The organism is Cellvibrio sp., assembly GCF_046347455.1.
Taxonomy (GTDB): Bacteria; Pseudomonadota; Gammaproteobacteria; order Pseudomonadales; family Cellvibrionaceae; genus Cellvibrio.
Genome location: NZ_JAXMGC010000004.1, coordinates 330210 through 356061, shown reverse-complemented (window position 1 = coordinate 356061; position 25852 = coordinate 330210). Strand labels below are relative to the sequence as shown.

General features: G+C 49.1%; 24 protein-coding genes. 12 read left to right on the top strand and 12 right to left on the bottom strand.

The annotated features are described in order from the left end of the window. Positions 1–583 precede the first annotated feature (583 nt). The 3 genes from U1F02_RS10045 to U1F02_RS10035 all read left to right on the top strand — a co-directional run bounded on the left by U1F02_RS10045 (position 584) and on the right by U1F02_RS10035 (position 2685). Positions 584–826 carry an exodeoxyribonuclease VII small subunit gene (locus U1F02_RS10045; protein WP_409990249.1) on the top strand — a complete coding sequence of 81 codons (243 nt, stop codon included), beginning with the start codon at positions 584–586 and terminating at the stop codon, positions 824–826. Further along, positions 823–1728 (top strand): (2E,6E)-farnesyl diphosphate synthase, encoded by a 906-nt coding sequence (gene ispA / locus U1F02_RS10040; RefSeq protein WP_409990248.1) that lies wholly within the window; start codon positions 823–825, stop codon positions 1726–1728. Before U1F02_RS10045 ends, ispA begins: the two co-directional genes overlap by 4 nt. A gap of 231 nt (positions 1729–1959) precedes the next feature. Further along, positions 1960–2685 (top strand): 16S rRNA (uracil(1498)-N(3))-methyltransferase, encoded by a 726-nt coding sequence (locus tag U1F02_RS10035; protein WP_409990247.1) that lies wholly within the window; start codon positions 1960–1962, stop codon positions 2683–2685. A 101-nt stretch (positions 2686–2786) separates the two neighbouring features. Here the strand turns inward: U1F02_RS10035 and U1F02_RS10030 are convergent, their stop codons facing one another. From U1F02_RS10030 to pilG, 9 genes are all read right to left on the bottom strand, one after another. Continuing rightward, on the bottom strand, positions 2787–3473 hold the full coding sequence (locus tag U1F02_RS10030; protein ID WP_409990246.1) for a hypothetical protein: 687 nt from the start codon (positions 3471–3473) through the stop codon (positions 2787–2789). Next, on the bottom strand, positions 3466–3954 hold the full coding sequence (locus U1F02_RS10025) for a chemotaxis protein CheW (RefSeq protein WP_409990245.1): 489 nt from the start codon (positions 3952–3954) through the stop codon (positions 3466–3468). Before U1F02_RS10025 ends, U1F02_RS10030 begins: the two co-directional genes overlap by 8 nt. 42 nt (positions 3955–3996) lie before the next feature. Next, a complete protein-coding gene (locus U1F02_RS10020) occupies positions 3997–4959 on the bottom strand; it encodes a chemotaxis protein CheB (RefSeq protein WP_409990244.1) in 963 nt (320 codons plus the stop codon). Positions 4960–4972: 13 nt separating this feature from the next. Further along, on the bottom strand, positions 4973–12136 hold the full coding sequence (locus tag U1F02_RS10015; RefSeq protein WP_409990243.1) for an Hpt domain-containing protein: 7164 nt from the start codon (positions 12134–12136) through the stop codon (positions 4973–4975). 55 nt (positions 12137–12191) lie between these two features. Then, positions 12192–13040, bottom strand: a complete 849-nt coding sequence (locus U1F02_RS10010; protein ID WP_409990242.1) for a CheR family methyltransferase — start codon at positions 13038–13040, stop codon at positions 12192–12194. A 47-nt stretch (positions 13041–13087) separates the two neighbouring features. After that, a complete protein-coding gene (locus U1F02_RS10005; protein ID WP_409990241.1) occupies positions 13088–15238 on the bottom strand; it encodes a methyl-accepting chemotaxis protein in 2151 nt (716 codons plus the stop codon). Positions 15239–15344: 106 nt separating this feature from the next. Next, complete coding sequence (locus tag U1F02_RS10000) at positions 15345–15887, bottom strand: chemotaxis protein CheW (protein ID WP_409990240.1); 543 nt, start codon at positions 15885–15887, stop codon at positions 15345–15347. Between the two features lie 105 nt (positions 15888–15992). Next, positions 15993–16355 carry a twitching motility response regulator PilH gene (pilH, locus tag U1F02_RS09995; protein WP_409990239.1) on the bottom strand — a complete coding sequence of 121 codons (363 nt, stop codon included), beginning with the start codon at positions 16353–16355 and terminating at the stop codon, positions 15993–15995. Positions 16356–16426: 71 nt separating this feature from the next. Continuing rightward, positions 16427–16822 carry a twitching motility response regulator PilG gene (gene pilG / locus U1F02_RS09990; RefSeq protein WP_189419968.1) on the bottom strand — a complete coding sequence of 132 codons (396 nt, stop codon included), beginning with the start codon at positions 16820–16822 and terminating at the stop codon, positions 16427–16429. A gap of 323 nt (positions 16823–17145) precedes the next feature. Here pilG and gshB point away from each other — a divergent pair, with 323 nt between their 5' ends. The 4 genes from gshB to ruvX are packed head-to-tail and all read left to right on the top strand — an operon-like array spanning position 17146 to position 20094. Beyond that, positions 17146–18114, top strand: coding sequence for a glutathione synthase (gene gshB / locus U1F02_RS09985; RefSeq protein WP_409990238.1), 969 nt, complete (start codon positions 17146–17148; stop codon positions 18112–18114). Beyond that, positions 18111–19022: an energy transducer TonB gene (locus U1F02_RS09980; protein ID WP_409990237.1), complete on the top strand. Its 912-nt coding sequence runs from the start codon at positions 18111–18113 to the stop codon at positions 19020–19022. Before gshB ends, U1F02_RS09980 begins: the two co-directional genes overlap by 4 nt. Before the next feature lie 56 nt (positions 19023–19078). Beyond that, positions 19079–19672 (top strand): YqgE/AlgH family protein, encoded by a 594-nt coding sequence (locus tag U1F02_RS09975; protein ID WP_409990236.1) that lies wholly within the window; start codon positions 19079–19081, stop codon positions 19670–19672. Between the two features lie 5 nt (positions 19673–19677). Further along, the gene (ruvX, locus tag U1F02_RS09970; RefSeq protein ID WP_409990235.1) at positions 19678–20094 is read left to right on the top strand and encodes a Holliday junction resolvase RuvX; all 417 of its coding nucleotides are present in this window, start codon (positions 19678–19680) and stop codon (positions 20092–20094) included. Positions 20095–20104: 10 nt separating this feature from the next. On the opposite strand, the gene U1F02_RS09965 is transcribed toward ruvX, so the two are convergent. Genes U1F02_RS09965 through U1F02_RS09955 form a run of 3 tightly spaced genes read right to left on the bottom strand, consistent with a single transcriptional unit; the run spans position 20105 to position 22683 of the window. After that, a complete protein-coding gene (locus tag U1F02_RS09965) occupies positions 20105–20416 on the bottom strand; it encodes a hypothetical protein (RefSeq protein ID WP_409990234.1) in 312 nt (103 codons plus the stop codon). A 27-nt stretch (positions 20417–20443) separates the two neighbouring features. After that, complete coding sequence (locus U1F02_RS09960; protein ID WP_409990233.1) at positions 20444–21589, bottom strand: PilT/PilU family type 4a pilus ATPase; 1146 nt, start codon at positions 21587–21589, stop codon at positions 20444–20446. 59 nt (positions 21590–21648) lie between these two features. Continuing rightward, positions 21649–22683: a type IV pilus twitching motility protein PilT gene (locus U1F02_RS09955; protein WP_409990232.1), complete on the bottom strand. Its 1035-nt coding sequence runs from the start codon at positions 22681–22683 to the stop codon at positions 21649–21651. A gap of 111 nt (positions 22684–22794) precedes the next feature. Between U1F02_RS09955 and U1F02_RS09950 the strand changes: the two genes are divergently transcribed. The 5 genes from U1F02_RS09950 to U1F02_RS09930 all read left to right on the top strand — a co-directional run bounded on the left by U1F02_RS09950 (position 22795) and on the right by U1F02_RS09930 (position 25818). Further along, positions 22795–23496 (top strand): YggS family pyridoxal phosphate-dependent enzyme, encoded by a 702-nt coding sequence (locus U1F02_RS09950; RefSeq protein WP_409990290.1) that lies wholly within the window; start codon positions 22795–22797, stop codon positions 23494–23496. Positions 23497–23521: 25 nt separating this feature from the next. After that, entirely contained in the window at positions 23522–24358 is an 837-nt protein-coding gene (proC, locus tag U1F02_RS09945; protein WP_409990231.1) for a pyrroline-5-carboxylate reductase, read from the top strand. Positions 24359–24382: 24 nt separating this feature from the next. Next, a complete protein-coding gene (locus U1F02_RS09940) occupies positions 24383–24973 on the top strand; it encodes a YggT family protein (protein WP_409990230.1) in 591 nt (196 codons plus the stop codon). After that, positions 24974–25288 carry a DUF167 family protein gene (locus U1F02_RS09935; protein ID WP_409990229.1) on the top strand — a complete coding sequence of 105 codons (315 nt, stop codon included), beginning with the start codon at positions 24974–24976 and terminating at the stop codon, positions 25286–25288. 74 nt (positions 25289–25362) lie between these two features. After that, on the top strand, positions 25363–25818 hold the full coding sequence (locus U1F02_RS09930; RefSeq protein WP_409990228.1) for a helix-turn-helix domain-containing protein: 456 nt from the start codon (positions 25363–25365) through the stop codon (positions 25816–25818). Positions 25819–25852: the final 34 nt, after the last annotated feature.

Sequence of the window (25852 nt, the reverse complement as noted above, 5' to 3'; positions counted from 1 at the left end):
TGATTTGGTGACCAAAAATACATAAAGGATCTAGACTGGCGTTAATTGACATGAAAAACAATTTTTACTTTTCCAAAGCTAATCAATTAGTTACTATTAATACCAACTTAAACAAAAGTGCATCTGAGTACCGGATAGGCTTCCGAAGCCGTTGGTCGCTGGTTCGAATCCAGTCAGGTGCGCCACATTCATATCCCGATTGTTTTACACACTAGACTCGAAGTCCGATTGTATAAGCAGCATTTCGCTCGAACTCGTTCAAAAAAGTCATATCAAAGAAAAAGCCCCAACGCAGGGGGATACGTTGGGGCTTTTTGTACAGGATGTACCAATCGGGCAGCGCCCTTTCAGCAAATACGATGAATTTTCCCTTTCATTCCTAAGTCACATCTACTCCGAAATGCGCTCGTCCTTAAGTCGCCATTATTGTGGATTGGTATGCCAGCCACTAGTGGCGAATGTCGCTATTGTTTGTAGGAAATATCTCACAAGCGAGGTCAAATTTTGACCAAATCAAATCGTTCGCCAGCAACGGAGGCGGCGTTTATAATCGGCATCCATTTTCAATTGCTACGGATTTATCATGGCCGCCAAAAAGAAAGCCGCTGACTTTGAACAGTCGCTCAATGCGCTGGAAGCCCTCGTTAATAAAATGGAGCAAGGGGATTTGTCCTTGGAAGAATCGCTGCAAGCATTCTCCACAGGCATCCAATTAACGCGCGAATGCCAAACGCGTTTGGCCGAAGCCGAGCAGCAAGTTAATCTGCTGTTGGAACAGCAAGGCGAAATTGTGCTGACCGAGTTTGATGCGAGCGATGATGAATGACGCAAGCTCGTTTATTTAAAGAATTTTTAGCAAGTTGCCACGCGCGTGTCGATCAAGCGCTGGATCACTATCTACCACTCGGCGATGACCACACGCAATTGCGCGAAGCCATGCGCTACAGCTTGTTCAACGGCGGCAAGCGCGTGCGCCCTACCCTCGCTTACGCCAGCGCCCTCGCCATCAATAGCGACGCGCTTACGCAGCAAAGTGAAACACTCAATCGAGTTGCTTGCGCGCTGGAAAGTTTGCATTCCTACAGTTTGGTACACGACGATTTACCCGCGATGGATGACGATGATTTGCGTCGCGGCAAGCCGACTTGTCATATCGCTTTCAACGAAGCCACCGCGATTCTTGCTGGCGATGCTTTGCAAACCTTTGCGTTTGAATTACTGAGTGAAGCCAGCGCCCTAGATGCGAAAACTCAAGTGGCTTTAATTCGCCAATTGGCAAATGCATCCGGCGCGCAAGGAATGGTCTTGGGGCAAGCAATTGATTTAGCCGCTGTAGATAAAACCATCAATCTTGCACAATTAGAAAATATGCACCGCCACAAAACCGGTGCATTGATTCGCGCAAGTGTGAGCATGGGCGCAACCGCATTAAACGCAACTACGGAGCAATTAACAGCGCTGGATACTTACGCGGCGGCCATTGGTTTAGCCTTTCAAGTGCAAGACGATATTTTAGATGTGGTTGCTGACACACAAACTTTAGGCAAACAACAAGGTGCCGATATTGCACGCAACAAACCAACGTATGTTGCACTCTTAGGTTTGGATGGTGCGCGTGCGAAAGCACGGGAATTGCATCAACAAGCGGTTACTGCATTAGAGGGCTTTGGTGAAAGTGCAGATTATTTACGGGCGTTATCGGCTTATATTATTGAGCGCGGGAATTAACCCCCTCCCAACCTCCCCCTTGAAAAGGGTGAGGAGCTGACATAGCTTCGAACACATTAAAATGTTGACACTTAACCTCTCACCAGCAGAAAAAGCGCGATTCGCATTCGCATAAGTCTATAAGCAGGGAGTGCAGCCCCTCCACCTTTTCAAGGGGGAGGTTGGGAGGGGGTTAGACGCAGTGAAAAATTACGCCCTAAACAACTTTAATCACCAAAAAATAAAATTATCATGCGCATCCCTAGAATTTTCACTCGCCAAGCCCTCGTTTCAAACAGCACTCTCTCCTTGGCCGAACCACAGTCTCATTACTTGAGCAAAGTTTTGCGCATGCAAGCCGGGCGCGAGTTAATTTTATTTAATGGCGAAGGTGGCGAATACACGGCAGAAATTTCTGCAGTGCATAAAAAGCATGTGGATGTTAGCGTAAAAAAATTTACTCCTGAAAACCGCCAGTCCCATTTGCAACTTGAGTTGGCAATTGGCGTATCGCGCGGCGAGCGTATGGATTGGGTGTTGCAAAAAGCCACAGAACTTGGCGTCACCAAAATTACACCGCTTATGACAGAGCGCACCGAAGTAAAACTCGGCGGCGAACGTGCTGACAAAAAAATGGAGCACTGGCAGCAAATTATTATTAGCGCCTGCGAACAATCCCAACGAAATCTATTGCCTGAATTAGCGGAGCCGCAAGAGTATTCTGAATGGATTAAGCAATGCGATGCAGAGCTGAAGTTCGTGCTGCATCACCGTGACAGCAAAAAATTACCGCAGGAACAAACCCCGAAAAGTGTCGCGCTTTTAATTGGTCCCGAAGGTGGTTTGGATGAAGATGAAATTGCGCAAGCAATTACCAATGGATTTTCCCCCCTGACACTTGGGCCGCGCGTGTTGCGCACAGAGACTGCGCCCGTAGCGGCGATTAGTTTGGTGCAGTATTTGTGGGGTGATTTTTAGCGTAGTACGGGGTCAGAGCAACATTAAAGGCGAAGGCATATCAAACTAAATCAGGTTTCAATTTAATGTTGCTCTGACCCCATTCAGACGCAAAAGCTTTCTTATTGAAGTATCTTCTCTTCAAATACCGGCAGCTTTCGCGTGTTCACATAATAAAAGGAAAACGGGCGCGAGAAACTGGAAGTGCATTTTTCCACGCTGGGTTTTTCCAAATAATTTAGCGTGATCTTTACGCTCGTATCTGAAACATCTGTTAGGTTCAAGGTTCCGTTGAACTGTAAATGAGCGGCACAGCTATCTACCTCGCCGTCATCCACTAAAATGACTTGCCCGGTTTCAAAATTTTGTTCTTCCAAATTTCGGTCGACGTAGATATTGGCAATGCTATGAAAATCAGCGCTGTTGCGAATGTATTGAACATTTTTTTCTTTTTTCTCGATCGAACTATTGGTTTGGCTGCCTGACCAAACCAAGGTGTAGCCGATAGAAGATCCACTCGCTGAACTTGAACTGTTCGATGAACTGGAACTCACCGAACTTGAACTGCTTGATGAGCTCGAGCAACTGCTAGCGCTGGATGAACTGGAGCTTGAACTCGATTCCAAAATATCGCTACTGCTCGAGCTGCTGGAACTCGAACTGGAACTGCTAGAACAGGAGGAGGAAGAGGTTTGCGGATTGAACGGGGTACTGCGCTCACCGCCACAAGCTTGCAATAACACAATCGCAAATAGACAACACAAAACCGAATTGAGCATTTGCAACTTGGGGCGGGGAAAATTAATCATTCGAATGCAAATAATCCAAAAAGGTTTGTTCCATAGCCGTGATGTCTGGAATGAGCGTGTATTCGCCCGCCCATGACACATGCATCAAATCATAACGACGGTTTTCTGCATCTTCACGCGCACTAATTTCATCTTCACTCACACGCGCCAAACGCGGCAAGCCTTGGGTGAGAATGGAGATAAAAGGTAAATCGCTATGTAAACCTGTGGTGTTTAAGACCGCAAAGCGCGCGCGGTTGTGAATGTTGGGGGTAGCTTCACCGTTCAAAGCTTCCAAGGATAACAAGGGTACCGTTAATTCACGCCAGTGAAAGTTACCTAGGTACCATAAGGGCGCATTTTCAACATGTTGGATGGGCGCTGCGGGAATAATTTCCGCTACAGTCACGTTGGGCAACAAAATGGTTTGGCCTTGTAAAGGAATTAAAAGGCTTGCGACTTCCTGGATTTTGGTTTGCTCAAGTCGTTTGGGTGCTCGCATGCGAGGCGCTCCTGTTATTTTTATTGCTCAATCTATTAGATTTTACGAATAATGTTTTTTGTATTGCGGGCTTTTTAAACGGCCCAAGGCATCTGCCAACTCAGTTGGCGAGCCGGTAAAACCTACTGTTCCCGTCGCAATCGCGGCATCGGGCATGGAGGAAATAGTGCATTGCGCGGGCGATTGCACCCACACTTTACCGCCCTGCTGCTTGATCAAACGACAGCTGGCAGCGCCGTCATCACCCATGCCTGAAAATACAATAATGCCGCTGCGCTGCCGATACACCCTCGCAACATTCGCGGTGACCTGGTCAATGGATGGCGAATAAAAGCCTACCCAAGGATTTTTACCCACCACCAAAGTGCCGTTATCGTGAATGCTAAGGCTACGATCAGCGGTGACTAGCGTGACCGTGTTTTCACTTAACACAGAACCTTGTTTGGCAATACTCACCGCGTAATGCCCCACACTGCCCATCATTTTAACCAGCGTTTCGGCTTGGCCGGAGTCTATGTGTTGAACGTAGACAAACGCGATGTTCAACGCGGGTGGCAGTTGCTTCAAAAAATCTTTTACCGCTGCAGGCCCGCCGGTGGATGCCGCCAAAACCCAGACTTCACTCGCTACGGCTTCGGCTTGTAAATTCACATCGCCACTCAAGCGCTCAAGGCGCTGAAGCATACGGCGCACCCAGTTGTTGTAATCCGCGCTGGTCTGCGTGGGTTCACCCGTGTCGTTCACAATCACAGGGACACGCGTTTGTTCCAGCAGCTCATCCGTAAAAATGCGGAGCGGCGTTTTCTCTGGGCTAGCCGAATCATCTGCCTCTGCCGCTACATCCACAACCCAGGCATCAACATCTTGCTCGGCGTTTGGCATGGTTGCGCCAGACGCCAGTGAATAGCTAAACCCAATCGAGTGACCCGCCTGCACGACCATGTTGCCGAGATACTGTTGCTTGAGTGGGCTATCCACCAATATCCCGATGCGAAGTCCTGTCACGGCCGCTCCTGGCTTACAGCTTAATTAGCTCTTTGATGTTGGATAACAACAAATCTTCCTGATAAGGCTTGCCCATGTACTTGTTCACGCCCAATTCAAACGCGTGCTCACGGTGTTTTTCACCGGTGCGCGACGTAATCATAATGATCGGAATATTGCGTAAACGGGAACTGGTACGAATATTCTTCGCCACCTCAAAGCCGTCCATACGAGGCATTTCGATATCGAGCAACATTACATCCGGGATGTGGTCTTGCAAGAGTTGCAAGGCTTCCACACCGTCTTTGGCGGTGATCACGCGGAAACCTTCGCGCTCCAGGAAGCGACCGGTTACCTTACGTACGGTTACAGAATCGTCCACCACCATGATGGTCTTCTCGGCTTCTTCAACCACAGGCGCTGGAGCGCTGACCGCACTTGGGTCGAGAAGGATGGCGTGACCGAGGCCAAGTGCCAGTTGTTCGCGGATAAGTGCGTGCAAATCCAGAATCACCACCACGCTACCATCACCCGTTACGGTTGCACCGGACACGCCGCGCACAGATGCGAATTGCGCACCCAAGGTTTTTACCACGATCTCGCGCGAGCCCAGCAGGCGATCTACTTGCAGCGCTACAGTGTTTTCTGTACTGCGCACAAGAATAACGGGCAAGGGCAAGGACTGACCATCCAGCTTGGGCGACGCAGTGCTGTCCAACATGGCACCCAAGTAACGCACTAAATAGTTTTCACCGGCGTAGTCAAAACGCGCATCTGGATCTTGATAATAGTGCTCAAGCTCGAATGGGCTGACGCGCACAATACCTTCGATGGTGTTGAGCGGAACGGCGTAAAAATCGTCGCCAATCTGAACCATCAAAGCGCGGTTTACCGATACGGTAAATGGCAAGCGAATAGTGAACTCGGTGCCCTCGCCCCAACGGGAGTCAATAAACATGGCGCCGCCGAGTTGCTTGATCTCGGAGTGCACCACGTCCATGCCCACACCACGGCCGGAAATTTGAGTCACTTTGTCGGCGGTAGAGAAACCGGCGTGCAGGATGAATTGCATCAAGTCCTGCTCGCTCAGCGGTGCATCGGCTGCCATCAAGCCGCGCTCGATCGCTTTTTCGCGCACGCGTTGTAGATTAATACCGCGACCATCGTCCGCGAGGCGGAGCATTACGTCGCCACCCTCGCGCCCCAAGCTCAAGGTGATCCGCCCTACCGAATCTTTACCCGAAGCCAAGCGATCCTCGGGTGACTCAATACCGTGGTCTACCGCGTTACGCAGCATGTGCTCAAGCGGAGCCACCATACGTTCCAACACAGTACGGTCAAGTTCACCTTCCACATTGTCCAATTCGAAATTAACTTCTTTACCCAGCTCGTCGGCCGCTTGGCGAACGATACGGCGCAAGCGCGGTACCAAACGTGAGAAGGGCACCATGCGCGAACGCATCAGGCCTTCCTGCAAGTCGGTGTTAATACGCGATTGTTGCAGCAACAAGGTTTCGGTATCGCGGGTTTTATCCGCGAGAGTGTATTTCAAGTCCATCAAGTCAGACGCGGATTCGATGAGCGAGCGCGAGAGCTGCTGCAATTGCGAATAACGGTCCATTTCCAGCGGGTCAAATTGCTCATGCTGAGCCATTTGCTCCTGGCGGAACAACACCTGCGCTTCGGTTTCGATATCCAAGCGGCGCAGCTGTTCTTGCAAGCGGTGGATGGTGGCATCCATCTCTTCGATGGACGCGCCCAAGTCACTGACCTGCTGTTCCATACGACCACGGCTGATGGAAGTTTCACCCGCAAGGTTTACCAATTCTTCAAGCAATTCTGCGGAGACTTTTACAACCTCTTGCGGGCCTGCACGACGAGCTGCCAAGTGCTGCACTTGCGCAGGGCCACCCGAACCTTGGCGAGCGCCACCAAATTCCGCACCGGGAATTTTGGGCAAAGGCGCTGCAGGTGGTTTTGGTTTAGGCGCAAAGGTAAGTACATTGGGCTTCTCTGAACCGAGCCCGAGATTCGGGCGATCGTTATCTACCACCAAGCTTGGTCTGGTGTACTCAATCTGTGGTTCTGGCGGGTTATCTTCAGAAACTGGTTCAAAGACAGGCTCATCGGCAATTTGATCGAGAACCTCTTCAGATTGAACCGCTGTTTCAAGGTAATCCTCAACAGCGCCGTCAGGAATTTCACCATTCAAGCGCGCACGAACATCGTTAACGCCGCTGTGGAGCTGGTCTTGATAGCTATTGAGTGTTTTGAAGAAGTTTTGATCAACTTCGGCGTCCGCATCCATCTCAATCAAGGTGGTTTCGAAATCGTGCGACAAATCGCCGAGATCTGTCAGTCCCGCCAAACGGGCACCACCTTTGAAGGTGTGCAAGCAACGTTTCAGTTCTTCAACACAATCAGTATTGTTCCAATCTTCTTGCCAATCGTGGAGGGCGCGCTCTATGTCTTCCAACAATTCAGCCGCTTCTTCAATAAAGATTTCGATGATTTCCGGATCGAAATCTTCATCGTCTTCAAAACTGGATATAGGTGTTCTTGTTGCTTGAGGTACCTGTGGTTTTTGCGCCGTAACAACTGGCGGTACAGATACCGGGGCAATAGCGTCACGCTGAATATCTTCAAGCTCGCCTGAACTTTCTAACGTACCTTCATTTTCTAACGCATCTTCACGCTCTAATGCTTCTTCCAAAGAAGTGCTTTCAGAAATATCACTCTCAGAGGCAACGTCCGCCAAAGACTCTTCTTCAACAATTTTATCCAGCGCACTTTCGTATTCGAAAGTTTCATCGTCTTCTGCGTTACCGCCAAGTTTCGCAACTTCTTCCGGTTCAACAAGATCTTCCCGGTCACCAGAAGATGCCATTTCAGAGGTTTCTTCAATTGGCAATTCCATTGCGGATTCGTCCGCAATAAATTCCAAATCGTCAGTCTCATCTGCGTGAGCTTCTGCGGCCGGTAACTCAAGCGTTATTTCTTCGCTGTCGTCATCAGCTTCTTGTAAATCGAGTGCTTCAGAGTGCAGTTGTTGGTCTTCGTCGAGTTCTGCTACAGGGAGAGCCGCAATGATCTCGTCATCTGAAATGGATACATCTTCAATATCCAATTCAACAAGATCGCCCAAATCTAGCGAAGCATCTTCTTCATTCTCTGCAACATCTGCGGCGATGCGCTCTACCACAAGGGTATCAGCTAAGGCATTTTCCGCAGCGTCGAGCGCCTCGTCTTCCGCAAGCTCGAGCGTTGCAATCTGATCATCCGCAATCGCTTCGTAATCAACTTCTTCAATTAGCGGCAAGGCAGGTTCCGCATCTACTGCCACTTGCTCATCCAAGCTCGCAACCGCTTCAAAACCTGCCGTTGCAAGTTGTTCAGCAATAGGTTCCTCTGTCGAGGCATCAGGGTAGGATTGCGCTTCTGCGATCAAATCATCCAAGGATTGCAAAATAGATTCTGGCGCATTTGTTAAATTTTGACCTGCAGCAATTGCATCAACCATGTCCAAAAGCGCAAGGTGCGCGGAATTAATATCGCGACACAGCGGTTCAGAGCAGGTCAAACGCTTATCAATAATCTGCGTGTAAACTTGCGCAAGTTTTTCGCCAAGGTTTGCCATAGCAGGCAAATAGGCGTGATGGGCACCGCGATTTAAATTACGCAGCTCACCTAATACGGGCTGCAATACAGATACATCTTCGGGCGCCGATTGCCACTGTGCAATGATTTTGTCAGCGTCTAGCAGCAGATTCATTTCCTCTGCCATAAAGATGGACAACAATTCCGGATCTACCGGACGCTTACCGTTTTCATCCAACTCTTGTTGACGCACCAAAGGTGCCACATGAATTTCACGCAGCTCAGCAACGCGCGCGGTGAATTGATGCAGGCGCGGAATATCAACAGCTTCGCCATTTTCAATTTGCGCTAAGCCAGTTTCGGTATAAGTCACCGCGTCACGCAACAATTGCAAAATGTCGTCGTTGAGAACAACGTGATAGGAACGCAACTCTTTTACAAATTTCTCCAGCGGTGCCGCGAGTTCAGCAATAGGCGTAATCTCCGCCATGTGCGCACTACCTTTCAGCGTATGCAATGCGCGCTGAATGCTGTCGCTTGGCGGTTCATAGCAAGGCGCTTCTTCTTCCATACGCGTGATAAATTCGCGCAAGGTTTGCAAATGAGTAACTGCTTCCGCACCAAAAATATCCCACAGCTGTGCATCTTGATCATCTGAACCATCTTCGGTGAGATAATCTGTAGCCAATTCAACCGAATGCTGCTCAGAGGGCTCGGTGGTAAACTGTTCATCGAGAATTTGCTCTGCAACATCCGGAGCTTCAGTAATTTCTTCTGCGAATTCCGCTGCCGGCACAGCAAAATCTGCAGCCATAGCAGCCGGTTGATCGTCAACTGTTGCGGTGGATTCGATTTGAAGGGGTTGCGCGTCGGACGCTAATTCATCCGGCACTATGCCTTTTGCCAAAGACTCTGCAAGGCCGCGGTAATGTTCACTCAATTGCGGATGAGGATTAGGTAGTTTTTGGCTAAAGGCTTCGACCATTGCCGGCAAAATAGCGCGCACTTTTTCAATGATGGTAACGTGCGGCTCACCCGCTTCAATCGTCTTGTCGATCACACGATTAAGCATGTTTTCGATCGACCAAGAGAGCTCGCCAACTTCGTTGGCGCCGACCATACGACCGCTTCCTTTCAAGGTGTGGAATGCGCGACGGAACTCGGTTAATGAATTTTCGTCTTCGAAATTTTTTGCCCAGCGCGGGAAATACTCAGCAATTGCTTCTAAAACTTCGCCTGCTTCTTCAACAAAAATTTCAATAATTTCGTCATCGATATAGTTGTCGTCGTCATCTTCTGCTGTAGTTTCAGACGATTCCTCGATACTTTCCGTTGCATCTTCTGCAACAGTATCCGAGACGTTTTCTGCAGATACAGAACTATCTACCCGTTCTTGCTGCGGCTCTTCAACGGCTTTCTCGCTAGAGGCATCTGCGGCCGAAACGAAATCAAGATCCGCAACGATTTCTTGTGGTTCGTTGATTTCAACAGCAGAAGCAGTATTTAAGGCAACTTCAACCTTACCTAAGAAACTGGGTGATACCGAAATTGTGGTTTCGGGTGATGAGTAACGGTTACCAATGGAAGGAGCCCCGCTTTTTAACAAGCTTGGTGGTTCATGGGCCTCAATTGTTTGCGAAGCTGTTTCTGCATCGCTGCTAGTTTCACTTGCTTGCGCGAATTCGTCCTCAGCAACTGGTGTTTGTTCAAGAGTATCTGTAACCAATGACGCGTCTGTTGCAACTTCATTAGTCGGATCTTGAATGGCAGCATAGGCTGCCGCCAAACTCGCTTCGTCCGCTTCCGCAGCTTCAGGTGTGGTGTGAATATTTGTCGCAGGTAATATTGAGCGCAGGGTATCCATGTCTAGAGACGAAGAATCGGTACGCGATACCTTCGCAACCGCATAACCCAAGCTCGCGACACTTTCCTCTGCAACTGTTAGCAACAAATCATTTTCTTCAGAGCTGCCGCCACCCAACCGCTCTAAATAATATTCAACACTCGTGATCGCATCAGCAAGCGTATCGAGCGATGACCACTGGGGTGTGATTTCTTGCGAGAGTAGTTGCTCTTCGATATAACGCGCACAGGCGCCCAGAATTCTGGCTGCACGCGGTAAAGGCATTATTTCTAAACCGCCGCGAATTTCGCGCAAAGTGTCTGGCACGTTTTGCAGATGTACTCGATCCCATTGCGATGCAATGTATTCAATAATGGCGTCTTTCGCGTGCTCCAAACCATTGCGCGCTTCGCGCAGCACAGATTCTTTCGCGCGGGAAAGTGTTATATCGGCTTCGCTTGCTGGAGTATCTTCGGAGCCGGTTGATTGTTGTTGCGCAAGATTATCTAGCGCATCTTCAACTTCGATAACTTTACCTGCGATAGACATCAACTGATCTTGCGACAATTGGCTACCCGAATTAGCTACCATTTCCAAGGCAGCGCCCTGCTCCAAAATTTGCTTGCGCAAATCGCCGAGCCCCAACACCGCCATGGTGTCGCCAATGCGTTTAACAACAGGCAGAGCATCGTTCAGTGTGCTTTGGGTATCTCCACCAGCCAAACATAAATCGAGCGCATTTTTTATAACGTCCAATTCTGTTTTAAGCGCATCCACAACAGAGCGCATTGCATCGGGATCAGGTGATGACAGAATGCTCGTTGCGTCTTCACCTGATTCTTTGCCTTCAATCAAGGCATCGTCAAGGTGGTAAGTTTGGTAAACGCGTTGCAGGTGTGAATTTGGATTAAAACCGGGTGCGTGTTTGCCCGCGCGAGCAACGTAGTAAAGTAAATTTTTAATTAACTCGTCATTGGTGTATGAGTTAAGTGCCTTGGTACCGTGCACTGCAAGAATTTTTATTTCTTTATCGAGCTGGCGAAGTAAATTTTTGATCGCCACGCTAATTTCCAGCGCATCCATTTCCAGCGCTTCGGCAAGCGCCAAGCATATGTCCCATAAAGCATTGCGCGCCGTGCCTTGAGTTAATTTGTGCAGACGGCTAAATACTTTTTGCAGATATGCAAGATTTTCGTCACTGTTGACGTTACGAATATAACCAGCAGCGGCGTACTGATACATTTGGCGCAACTTAAGCGCCATGGCTTGGAACTGCACATTATCTTGTGCTGCAGCTGAACGCGTACCTGTGACTTTTTTCGCAGGCGCCAAATTGGGAACAAATAATTTGGTGTCGGTTAATAAACTTTCGCCGCGCACAGCGCGCAAATCATTCAGTAAAGGTAAAACAACCAGCGGGTTATCTTTGCGAGTGGCTTTAACTTGGTCGAGATACACCGGAAATTGAAGAATAGAGCGCATAAGAACTTCTTGCGCTTCGGCAGGATTAACAACAGCCCCTTGAATCATGGCCTGCGTTAATTTTTCCATTTCTTCGGCAAGCATGGCCGCGCCGAAAAATTCCACCATTTGCAAGCTGCCGTGCACTTGGTGAATGTGCGTTAAACAAAAGCGAATGCGCACCACATCTTTTGGGTTCTCGACGTAGGCTTCAAGCGCTTGTCGCGCCTCTTTAAGCGTTTCGCCGATCTCGTGAATTAACCAATCCAACGCGGCAAAATTGCGATTATCTGCCATGCGGTGTTTTCCTCTTCGTTATTCTTGGGCTGCGAATGCTTGGGGGCAGCGCTTATTATTCGTGTACATAAACTTGTACTTCGTCGGCTGTAATCTTTTGCATTTTAGGATGCTCCCACTCGGTAACTTCACCCAAACCCGTAACTAAAATGCCGCCCGGTTTTAAATGATCGGTGAACGCATTCAAAATGTCTCGGCGCAACCAGCGACGGAAATACACCAACAAATTCTGACAAAAGATCACATCGACTTTGACGCCCGGCAATCTGTTGTGATTGATAATGTTTGCTTGGGTGAAACACACACGTTCGCGCAAGCGACTGACAATTTCATAATTGCCGTCCGTTGTTTGTTTGGTATAGCGTTTAAATTCTTCTGCCTTTACCGTTTCAATCTTGCGCTTGGCATAACGCCCTTTGCGAGCAGTTGCGAGCGCAGACATACTCAGATCAAATGCTGTAATACCGTAATAAGGATTGAGCGCGGCTAGCTCAAAGCAGTCATTAATGACCATAGCGAGCGAGTAGGCTTCCTCGCCCGTTGCACAACCCACGCTCCACACATCAAAGCTTTGGGTAAGGGACTGATTGTTGATTTTGGTTTGCAGGTAATTGCGAACATATTCGAGCGAAGGGCGATGACGGAAAAAACTGGTTTCTTTCACCGCAATACGATCAATGATGACCGTCCATTCCAACATACCTGCAGCGCCTTGGGTGACTCGCTGGTAGTAGTCATCATAGTCATCAAGACCTAACTCGCGCATGCGTGACGAAATTTGTGATTCCAAAAGTGCTTTGTGCTGCGGAACCAATTGCATGCCAGTGCGCTCTTCAAGCAATTTGCACCATTGGGCAAATTGCTCAAGAGAGAGTGTCGGTAATGTGCGTAGTGACCAACCCATAACAAATACCTAATCGACACTTACAACTCGTAAGCGTCAATGCATGATTAAGCTTTTGCTTGATGCGGATAAATGTCGTCGTCATCCAACAAGCTGGCGTCCAGCTCCATATCGGAATCAGAAGACAAATCGTAACTTGCGCCAGCTGGCTTGGGCGTAACGTCGTAATGTTCCGCCGTCTCGACTTCTTCTGGCAACTTGAAGCCCGCTACGGATTCACGCAAGTCGAGCGCCATTTCAGCCAAGTTACCAATCGACTGCGCCGTTGCAGAAGTACCTGCAGAGGTTTGAGTGGTAATCTCTTGAATAACGTTCATCGTGTTAGAGATATGACCCGCAGACGAGGCTTGTTGACGCGCAGCGTTCGAAATGTTTTGAATCAATTCCGCAAGCGATGTCGATACGTTTTCGATTTCTTCCAGTGCCACACCCGCGTCTTGTGCGAGGCGCGCACCGCGAACCACTTCAGACGTGGTTTGTTCCATCGAAATTACCGCTTCGTTGGTATCGTTTTGAATGGTTTTTACGAGCGCTTCAATCTGCTTGGTTGCAGCAGCTGAACGTTCCGCAAGGCGTTGAACCTCGTCCGCTACCACCGCGAACCCGCGGCCCGCGTCACCGGCCATCGATGCTTGAATCGCCGCGTTAAGTGCGAGGATGTTCGTTTGGTCCGCAATGTCGTTAATCAAACTTACGATATCACCGATCTCTTGTGACGATTCACCGAGACGTTTAATACGCTTAGAAGTATCTTGAATCTGCTCGCGAATGGTATCCATCCCGTTGATGGTGTTCTGTACCACTTTGGCGCCGTTACCGGCGATTGATACCGCTCGTTCCGCTACCGCTGCCGATTCGGCGGCGTTTGCAGATACCTGGTCAATGGTGACCGCCATTTCGTTTACCGCAGCGGATGCACCGGCAATTTCTTGCGCTTGGTGTTCAGATGCTTCTGCGAGGTGAAGTGCAGTTTGCTGAGTTTCTTGCGCAGCAGCGGATACGTTTACTGCGGTTTCGTTGATTCGCGCTACCAGAATACGCAGCTGGTCGATGGTGAAGTTAATAGAGTCCGCAATCGCACCGGTGAAGTCTTCGGTTACGGTTGCGGTTGTTGTCAGGTCACCGTCCGCGAGGTCTGCCAGTTCGTCGAGGAGACGCAAAATCGCGGTTTGGTTGCGCTCGTTAGTTTCGGAGTTGGTAACCGCACGTTGTTGTGCGCTGCGGTACATACTGAAACCTACAACAGCCAAGGAAACAATAAAGATAAACGCACAGAAACCAGCAAGATTTTTATTGACTGGGCGCGAATTCGACAAATCATTAATCTTATCCGCAGTATCAGTAAGTGCTTGGAGTAATTGCGGGGATTCCGTCAACAAGGCATCAGATGCCTGACGAGCACGGAACAGCGTTGCAGAACCCTCAAACATCTCTTGAACGTTTTTGTTTACAGTTTCAAACAACTTGGTAATTTTTTCCAAACTCGCACGCGCGCTAGAATCAGTTACGCGCGAAATGTGCATCATGGAGTCACCTTCTTTCATACCGCGCAACATACGACCATACACATTGGCGTCGGTGTTGAACTGGTCGGCGGCCTGTGCCGCGTCGGCGTCACCGCGGAGCATCTTATCCACGTTACGACCGATACGCTCCGCGATCCAGGATTGCAACTGGGCGTCAGATACTTGGTCAGCGGGCGCTTTGGTATCCAGCAGGATTTCCACAATGTTACGGTGTTCCGACTGCAAGCTGGGGAGGTTGGCGTTCAGGGTTTTACCTACGCCGTTGAGCGTTACGATCAGGTCTTTGTTTTTCACAATGTCCTGAGCGTTGTTCTTGGCGCGACCCCAGATAGCACCGTAGGCATCGAATTGTGTCTTCAATTCATTCTTGGCGCGTTCGTTGGAGGATAATTGGTTCCAGGATGCATCCATCTTGGATACCACGCCCGCCAATTCACCAAAGGCTTTTTCACTGCCCGAGGTTGCATCACGTGAAAGTGACGTAAGTCGATAGGCCTGAGCACGCAATTCAGCAACTTGCTGAAGGTTGTTCTGGTCTTTGTTGCCGTCGTTAATAACAATCCCCAACGAAGCGAAGAATGCGAATAGCGACAGACCACCCACTATCACCGACCAAAAAACAATCGGGTTGGTTTTGTGAGCACCAAAAACACTTTTGGAATCTGCTTTCATCTAAAATTACTCCTACCGACTCAGCGTTTTAATTTTTATCTACGAGAACTTAAATCCGGAAATCTCTCACTCACTCGTTTTAATTCTGTACGTTTAATCTCAATCCTTAACTCTTAGCCGCGTTGATAAAACGCGGATCTTCTGCCAGCAAAGCTGGCCTGAATAGCGACCACACGTGCTCGCCAGCAGGATAGCTCCCTGTTACAAAAGGCAATATGTTTTCCGCTACGGTTCCCGCCTGCTCGCTGTATTCGTCCATGGGAAAATGCTGCATACCGAAAACCTGATCCACCATAAGGCCGGAATAGAGCGTTTCGGTTTCCAAAATGAGTACCCTGCGCTGCTTGCGCCCGCCGACAAGGCGGTCACCGAAATAAGCAGCGAGATCAAAAATAGGTAAGAGGCGGCCACGTACGTTGGCCACGCCCTTCACCCAAGGCTGAACCCCGGGTAAGTGAGTGTAGTTAGGAACTTCGAGCATCTCTGACACTTCGCCGATAGGCGCGACAAAGCGGCTGCCCATAAGGGAAAAACCGATTCCGCTCCACTGAGGGCGAATATCGGTTTGTGCTGGCAGACCGCGCGCAGCGGATCGGCTACGCTGGGCCAAGTCGAGAAGCGCCTCGAAGGCTGCTTGAGGTTCTGACATAACAGCATCCATCTTATTCGCGATAAATTCAGGCACAAGCCAGACGATCTGCGAATTTCGTTATTGTGTGTTGCTTTAAAAACTCTCGAATAAGGCTCGAAACGTTTAACCCATGACCTCGGCCATGGCAGACATAAGTACATCAGGCGTAATGGGCTTGGACAAATAGGCTTTAGCGCCCTGACGCATACCCCACACGCGATCGGTCTGTTGATCTTTCGTCGTTACTATAATGACCGGAATATGGGCAGTTTCAGGCAACTTGGACAGTTGGCGAGTGGCTTGAAAGCCGTTAAGGCCGGGCATAACCACATCCATCAATACCAAATCCGGGCGTTCTTTAACGGCCATAGCAACGCCGGTTTCACCGTTTTCCGCAGTGAGCACTACGTGGCCATTTTTTTCCAGCATGGTTGTTAACTTGTAAGTTTCAGTTGGCGAGTCGTCGATAATGAGTACACGAGCCATAGCTGCTCCAGGTTGAATCGTTAGTGTTAGAGTTGATAATCCTTTGGAGTTTACAAATGCCTTCAGTTGAATCAGGAGGCTTTCACGTGCTTAACGTGAGTTTCAATGGCGTCCAGAAGTTCGCTTTTACTAAAAGGTTTAGTGAGATATTGATCCGAACCAACGATTCGGCCTTTAGCCTTGTCAAACAAGCCATCTTTACTCGATAGCATGATGACAGGGGTAGATTTGAACTCACTGTTATTCTTGATCAGCGCGCAGGTTTGGTAGCCGTCAAGGCGCGGCATCATAATGTCAACAAAGATAATATCGGGGCGGCTGTCGGCAATTTTCGCCAAGGCATCAAAGCCATCGGTGGCAGTAATCACCATACAACCGGCCTTCTTCAAAAGGGTTTCTGCCGTTCGGCGAATGGTCTTACTGTCGTCAATAACCATTACTTTCAAGCTTTCTAAACTTACGTCCATACTCTCTGACCTTTGCCTTTGTTATGCGCCTTTGTCATGCGTAGTTACGCCAGATATTGGAGAATTGCGCTGTAACAGGGTTGATTAGCGAAATCGTGCGCCCAAAATTATAGTATAAACATACGCGCAACCAACTTTTAACATAGTTTTTAAGGTTTAGCTATAACTACTTGAAACCATAAGCAATCTGTTATCAAGTTTTGTCTTTAAGTACTTCTGGTTCTGTCGCAAAAGTGTGCGCGCCACCCTTGCTTTAAGGACTCTTAGGACTTAACTTTAGGCCGCATTTTCAACAACCGCAAATTCCTCAGTGAGATTCTCTAATGACGCTATCAGTCGGCGTAGTCATGGACCCCATCGCGAATATCAAGTATCACAAAGACACCACCCTAGCCTTGCTGCTAGCGGCACAAGCGCGGGGTTGGAGCTTGACTTACATGGAGCAGAGCGATCTCTATTTGTTGCAAGGCGAGGCGCGCGCCCACATGCGCAGCCTTACAGTGCGCGCCGATCCGGACGATTTTTTCTGCCTAGGCGTATCTGAAGATCGCGCTCTTGCCGAGCTCGATGTCGTCCTGATGCGAAAGGACCCACCATTCGACAACGAATTTGTGTACAGCACTTACATTTTGGAAGCCGCGCAAAAGCAAGGTACTTTGATAGTGAACGACCCGCGCAGCCTGCGCGATTGCAATGAAAAGGTCTTCGCCACCCAGTTTCCCCAATGCTGCCCGCCAGTACTGGTAAGTCGCGATGCGACTAAGCTGCGTGAATTTCACCAACAGCATAGCGATGTGATTTTCAAACCATTAGATGGCATGGGCGGCAGCCGCATTTTCCGCTGCAAGCAAGACGACCCCAATGTGGGGGTGATCCTTGAAACCCTGACCAACATGGGCACCCAGACAATCATGGCACAGCGTTATATTCCCGAAATTACGCAGGGAGACAAACGCATTTTGGTTATTGATGGTGAGCCCGTGCCCTATTGTCTTGCGCGAATTCCGGCCAAGGGTGAAACCCGTGGGAATTTGGCCGCCGGCGGTACAGGCGTAGCCCAACCCCTATCGGATCAGGATCGTTGGATTGTCAGCCAAGTTGCGCCTACCTTACGTGAAAAAGGCTTGCTGTTTGTCGGCTTGGACGTGATTGGCGAATACCTCACCGAAATCAATGTTACCAGCCCGACCTGCGCGCGCGAAATCGACAAAGCCTACGGCACTAATATTGGCGACATGCTAATGGCCGCGATTGCGCGCCGCAAACAACCACAACCGGACTATTCCCTGTGAGTTCAGCCGTTGCAATGGACATGGAAGAGTTCCAAGCCAAGCCGGTAGATGCTGGCGATCGGCTCAGCTTTACGCTGTTTGTGGCGATTGCCATCCATGCGCTGATTATTCTGGGGGTGACCTTCAAAATGCCGCCAGCCTCCAAAGGTTCGCAAACCATCGAGGTTACTTTAGCAACGCATAAATCTGCCAAAGCACCTAAAGAGGCGGATTTTCTGGCGCAACATAATCAGGAAGGCAGTGGCACTGAAGAAAAAGCGCGGCAATTGACGACGGAAAAGCACGCGGAATTTGCCGATACCCAAGTACGCAACGTAAACCCCATGCCGCAAGTGGCAGAAACTTCTACCGCCCAAAAGAAACAACAGCAAATCATTACCACAACAGGTTTGAGCGAATTCAAGCTAAGCGAACTGCAAAGCCCAAACACGCAAGAGGAAAAAGAGAAGCACAAAGGCCTGCTGGAAAACCAAACAGCCGTAACGAGTGAAATTGCCAGCCTTCAGGCGCGGCTGGATAAACAAAAGCAGGAATATGCCAAACGCCCTCGTATTCGCACGCTCACAGCAGTCTCTGCCAAAGAATCCTTTGACGCGGAATACCTGATCAAATGGAGCGAAAAGTTTGAGCGCGTTGGTACCAAAAATTATCCCAGTGAGGCGCTTGCCAGAAATATTACTGGCCGCGTCATGCTAAGCGTGACCCTTCGCCCTGACGGCAGCGTAGAAGAGGTATTAGTTGCACTCTCGTCTGGCAGCCGCATTTTGGATGATTCCGCACGCCAAATCGTTCGCCTCGCGGCACCTTACGCGAAATTTCCGCCCGAAATCAGTCGCCAAACCGACCGGTTGAAAATTATTCGCTACGTGCGCTTTGAGCCCAACAACATCACTACCAGCGACCAATAAATAACAAATCGCAGGTTTTACTTGTTTTCCACTGCTCTTGCCTCAATACTCCAGTCATGACCGAAAAACATACTTCTATAGATACCGTTGAGCTTGTACCCGGCAGCCTGTGCAATCACTTCCTCATTGCCATGCCGAGTTTGCAAGATTCTTCATTTGCCCACAGCGTGACCTACATTTGCGAACACTCCAGCGAAGGCGCTATGGGAATTGTCATTAATAACCCTATGCCTATGACGCTGCATGAAATTTTTGCGCAGATGGATTTGAAAGCTGCCGCAGGGCAAGGTCATCAACCCGTCGTTGCGGGAGGCCCTGTTCAACAGGAACGCGGCTTTGTTATTCACAGCAGCGACTCCGAATGGCATTCAACGCTGAAAGTGTCACCGGAAATTAGCCTCACCGCATCGCGCGATATTATTAGCGCACTCGCCGAAGGCCAAGGACCCAAACAATATTTGGTTGCCTTAGGTTACGCCGGTTGGGGCGAAGGCCAATTGGAAGCCGAGATTGCCGCTAACTCTTGGCTCACAGTTCCTGCTAGTAAACACATTATTTTTGATACCCCTTTTGAACAACGCTGGACTGCCGCCGCGCAAGCTTTGGGAATTGATGTAAATTTAATTTCCAACACCGCCGGACACGCATAAACCGAATGATTAAAACCCTACTTGCATTTGATTACGGCACCAAAAATATTGGTGTCGCCGTCGGTCAGACCATTACCGCTTCCGCTCGCTCTTTACCGCCTCTAAAAGCAAAAGATGGCATTCCGGATTGGTCGCAGATTGAAAAACTTTTGGCAGAATGGAAACCAGATCTTGTTCTGGTGGGCTTGCCGCTCAACATGGATGACAGCGAAAGCGAACTCAGCGCGCGCGCAAAAAAATTTGCGAACAGACTCAACGGCCGCTTCGGGGTAAAAATTGAAATGGTGGATGAGCGACTCACCAGCTTTGAAGCAAAGGGGGAAGTCATGAGCCGTGGCGGCTCACGGGATTACAAAAATAATCCCGTGGATTCGATTGCCGCGCGACTCATTTTAGAAAGTTGGCTGGAGCGAAATAATTAGCCAAAAGCCGTTAAAATATTTCTTTCGCTTTTTGTATTCGTTGTTTCACTTCATAATTATTTTGATAGGTTTTTATGATGCTGGCCTGATCTTTTTCAAGCACATCACATTGCAACCTTTGCAAAGCCTGATTCACTTTTTCCGCGCGTGCTTTATTGCTGGTGTCCTCTCCCAACCATGAATTGCACTCAACGGTACGACCAATAATAGTTGCCACATCTTGTGGCATACCTTTCTTTAGAGCTTTCACTTCTGCTGAATCATCAGCGACTGCAAGAGAGCAAACTAAAACACTTGATAGACTTATTGTTTTTTTCAGCATGATCAAGCTGCCTCTTTCTTTACATAGTTAGAACATCTTCCCGCGGTTATGCCGATCATCGTTGTCGATAGACAAGCTATCCGCGGCGTTATTTAAATAATTGGCGTCTGTTTCTGAACCCAGCTTAATCATCAGACGCAAATCATTGGGTGAGTCTGCGTGGAGAAGCGCATCCTCGTAAGTGATTTCGCCATTGTCGTAAAGATCGTACAAGGCTTTATCGAAAGTCTGCATACCCAACTCGGTAGACTTCTTCATTAATTCTTTTAGATCAGATACCTGACCTTTGCGAATTAAATCTTGCGCGAGTGGCGTATTGATTAAAATTTCCAAACAGGCACGGCGACCCTGTCCATCCGGTGTGGGAATTAATTGTTGCGCCACAATAGCTTTTAAATTGAGCGATAAATCCATCCACAATTGGCGGTGACGGTCGGCCGGGAAAAAATGAATAATGCGGTCTAACGCCTGGTTCGCGTTGTTGGCGTGAAGCGTACACAAACACAAGTGACCGGTTTCCGCGAATGCAATCGCGTGGTCCATAGTTTCGCGCGAGCGAACCTCACCGATCAAAATCACGTCTGGCGCTTGGCGCAAGGTATTTTTCAACGCAACCTCAAACGATTCTGTATCTATACCCACTTCACGTTGCGTAATAATGCAACCTTCGTGTTGATGGATAAATTCAATCGGGTCTTCGATGGAAATAATGTGACCTTTGGAGTTGCGGTTGCGGTGACCAATCATGGAGGCAAGCGATGTTGATTTACCCGTACCCGTTGCGCCCACAAAAATAATCAGGCCACGTTTAGTCATAGCCAGTTCTTTAATAATGTCCGGCAAACCTAAATCGTCAATTCTGGGAATATTCGTTTCGATACGACGCAACACCATACCCGCCAAGTTGCGTTGATAAAATGCACTGGCACGGAAGCGACCTATACCGCGCGCGCTTACCGCAAAGTTGAGCTCTTTTTTATCCAGAAATTCATTGCGCTGCTTTTCATTCATCACACTTAACACCAGCTCGCGTGCTTTTTCAGGCGCGAGCGGCGTGGCAGTAACAGGCACAACTTTGCCATGCAATTTCATTGATGGTGGAACACCGGCGGTGATAAATAAATCCGACGCGCCTTTTTCTACCATGAGTGACAACAAACGATCAAAATCCATAACCTGTGCCTGCTTGTGTGAATAGGTTTTTTACAGCTGCGATTAAGCGCAGATAATAATTAGAAATTTTCGGGCATTTTTGCTTTGGCGCGCGCCGCTTCGCGACTGATAATTCGGCGCGCAACCAAATCGGCCAAACACTGATCCATGGTCTGCATTCCGAGTGAAGCACCGGTTTGAATCGCTGAATACATTTGCGCAACTTTATCTTCGCGAATCAAGTTACGAATCGCTGATGTACCCCGCATAATTTCGTGCGCCGCCACACGGCCGCCACCATTTTTCTTCATCAGCGTTTGCGAAATTACCGCCTGCAAAGATTCCGACAGCATTGAGCGCACCATGGATTTTTCGTTCGCAGGGAATACGTCCACAATACGGTCGATCGTTTTTGCCGCTGAGGTGGTGTGCAAGGTTCCGAATACCAAGTGACCCGTTTCCGCCGCAGTTAATGCGAGGCGAATAGTCTCAAGGTCACGCATCTCACCCACCAGAATAATGTCCGGGTCTTCACGAAGTGCGGAGCGAAGTGCTTCATTAAAACCGTGGGTATCGCGGTGAACTTCACGCTGGTTGACCAAACATTTTTTCGATTCGTGTACGAATTCGATCGGGTCTTCAATCGTAAGTACGTGTTCGTATTTGTTGTCGTTGATGTAATCAATCATGGCCGCGAGCGTGGTGGATTTACCCGAACCTGTCGGTCCCGTCACCAACACCAATCCACGCGGTACCGCGCAGATATCGCGGAACACGTTGCCCATACCCAATTCTTCCATCGTTAATACTTTCGAAGGAATGGTACGGAACACCGCGCCCGCACCGCGGTTTTGGTTAAAGGCGTTTACACGGAAGCGCGCGACGCCGGGTACTTCAAACGAAAAGTCGGTTTCCAGAAATTCTTCGTAGTCCTTACGCTGCCGGTCATTCATAATGTCGTAAATCAAGCTATGGACCTGCTTGTGATCCATGGGCGGCAAATTGATGCGGCGAACGTCACCATCAACCCGGATCATAGGCGGCAAACCCGCCGACAAGTGCAAGTCGGACGCGCCTTGTTTGGCGCTGAAGGCTAAGAGTTCGGTGATATCCATAGAGCTACCTTATGTAAGAACTACTTTATTTTATTCTGTTAGCTGATGCTCTTTATGTAGAGTGCGCAGCTAGCGTGGATGTTTGTGGAAATTCGTCACGTTATTATGCATATGTCAATAAATCACACCATAGCTGAGGCGCTGGCGAAAGTCACCGCGCGCATTCACCAAGCAACCCTTGCCGCTCAGCGAGAGCCCGAAAGTGTGCGCTTGATCGCGGTGAGCAAAACCCAGCCGGCGGATGCTATAGCACAGGCTTACGCCTGCGGGCAGCGTGATTTTGGCGAAAACTATTTGCAAGAGGCGCTGGAGAAGCAAGCAGAATTAACCCACCTGCCGGATATCCAATGGCACTTTATTGGCCCTATCCAATCCAATAAAACACGCCCGATTGCTGAAAATTTTGCCTGGATCCACAGTATAGACCGTGAAAAAGTCGCGCAGCGCCTAAATGACCAACGCCCGGACAATTTACCCCCGGCGCAAGTGTGCTTGCAGGTAAATATAGACGATGAAACGACCAAATCAGGCGTGACCTTAGCGGAGTTACCGGCTTTGGCCGCCGCCGTAAGCAAGCTTCCACGCCTGCAATTGCGCGGACTCATGGCAATTCCAGCGGCCAGCAACACACCCGCGCAACAGCATGCTGCTTTTGCTAAATTGAAAGACGCGTTAGAAGCGTTAAAAGCCCAAGGCTACGCGGTGGATACCTTATCCATGGGCATGTCTGGCGACTTGGAAGCAGCAATTGCCGAAGGCTCAACTATGGTTAGAGTGGGTACAGATATCTTCGGCGTTAGAATAAAAGCCTAATTTTTTAAAATAATCGGAATCAACCATGTCTATTCTCAACAATGCGTCTCCCAAAATTGCCTTCATTGGCGCAGGCAACATGGCGAAAGCCATTATCGGCGGCTTATTGGCCGAGGGTTTTAAGCGCATCAACATCGTGGCGAGCGGCCCGCGTCAGGAAACCTTGGATCGAGTCGCAGCGGAGTATGGCATTAACGTCACGACTGATAACCAAGCGGCGGCCAGCACGGCAGATGTAGTTGTACTGGCAGTTAAGCCGCAAATGCTTAAAGAAGTTTGTCAGGGCTTGGCCGACTCACTCGCGCACAAACCGCTAATCATTTCATTGGCCGCTGGTATCACCACCGAGAGCATAGCGAGCTGGCTGGGTGGCGACCAAGCCATAGTCCGCTGTATGCCAAATACACCATCCCAACTGCGTGTGGGCGCGAGCGGTCTCTTTGCCAACGCCCATGTGAGCGCTGCGCAAAAATCCACGGCGAACACCATTTTGGGCGCGGTCGGGATTGTGCAGTGGGTGGATGACGAAGCCTTGATCAACCCCGTCACCGCCGTATCAGGTTCAGGCCCCGCTTATTTCTTTCTGGTGATGGAAGCCATGATCGACGCCGGCGTGGAATTGGGCCTTTCACGCGAATCGGCCACTGAGCTGACCTTGCAAACGGCCTTAGGCGCCGCCATCTTAGCCAAGCAAAGTGCCGAGGATGTGGCTGTACTTCGCCGCCGCGTGACATCGCCCAAGGGAACTACCGAGCAGGCGATTAACTCCTTTGAGAACGACCAGATTCGCGCTATGTTTAGCCGCGCCATGACAGCCTGTTCCAATCGTGCGGTTGAGTTGTCTGAATTGCTGGGCAAATAAGTTATTCACGAAAGAGATTTTATCATGCAAACACTGGCTCAAATTGCCATTTACGTTATCAGTACCCTCGGCACGCTTTACGTGAGCTTGGTGTTGCTACGCTTTTTAGCGCAAGTTGTTCGCGCAGATTATTACAACCCGCTGAGCAAAGCGCTGGTGAAATACACCAATCCTTTACTGGTGCCACTGCGCAAAATTATTCCGGGATTTTTTGGTATCGATTGGGCTGCGTTGGTGTTAGCGCTGATTCTGCAAACGATTTTGTTTGAAGTTGTGCTTGTAATTGCCGGCTACGGTATCGTGAATATCGCCTTAGTGATTTTGTGGGCCGCCGTTGCACTCTTGGGCTTGCTGGTGACTTTCTATTATTGGGGCACCATCATCATGATCATCGCCAGCTGGGTTGCGCCGCAAAGCTACAATCCTGCGCTGCGTTTGCTCAATCAAATTATCGACCCCGTGATGGCGCCCTTCCGCAAAATTTTGCCACCACTGGGCGTGTTGGATTTATCGCCCATTATCTTTTTCATGGTGCTTCATATCATTCGCGGTTTCGTATTACCTGCCCTCGCGCAATCCGTGGGAATGATTCCCGGCTTAGGTTTCGGATTTTAATTGAGCACCACTTTTTATAGCTGGCAGGGAGACGATTTAATTCTCCACTGCCACTTTCAACCCAAAGCCGCCAATGACGAGATTGTTGGCGCACATGGGGACAGGCTAAAAATCCGAATAACCGCACCACCCGTCGATGGCAAAGCCAACGAACACATCATCAAATGGTTTAGTAAACTGTTTAAAACACCCAAGAGCAATATAGAAATTTTACAAGGCGAACTGGGGCGCCAAAAAACCCTACGCATCCGCACACCCAAAACGTTACCGAATGATTTGGACACACTATGCTGCAAATCGGCAAGTGTCGGGTAATTGTCGGGCGAAAGCCGTAACCGTCAGTACAAAAAGCAGTGAATACTCATGATTCACAACCTTGGAGTATTTAAATGATTCTTAAGCAACTACGTATCAGCCGCCATCTATCTCAAGAACAGTTGGCTTTAATGTCTGGTTTGAATGTTAGAACCATTCAGCGGATTGAGAGCGGCCATAAAGCGAGTATCGAATCACTTAAATCTCTAGCGGCTGTGTTGGAAGTTGATGTTTCAACCTTGAATCAGGAGATTTTTATGATCGATAAAAACACCGATAACTGGCACAAGTTGTCTTTGTGGCTTAAATGCTGGTTTTTCTTTAATTTTCTTAACTTTCGTCCAACCAAAGATTCGGCTAAAAGGGTAGAGTTAATTTCGCATGTCAGCGGCTTTCTCTTTTGCGCACTGGGTTTGTTTAATCAAGCAGCCTTAGCAGGAGGTTTGTGTATGCTCTTCACGGCATACCTATTCTATTTCCTCATTCGACAAGGCGATGCCTATGGTCTTTGGTATGAACCCATAAAATGATTTAATAACGGCGACGTTGTATCTTTATTTCTAC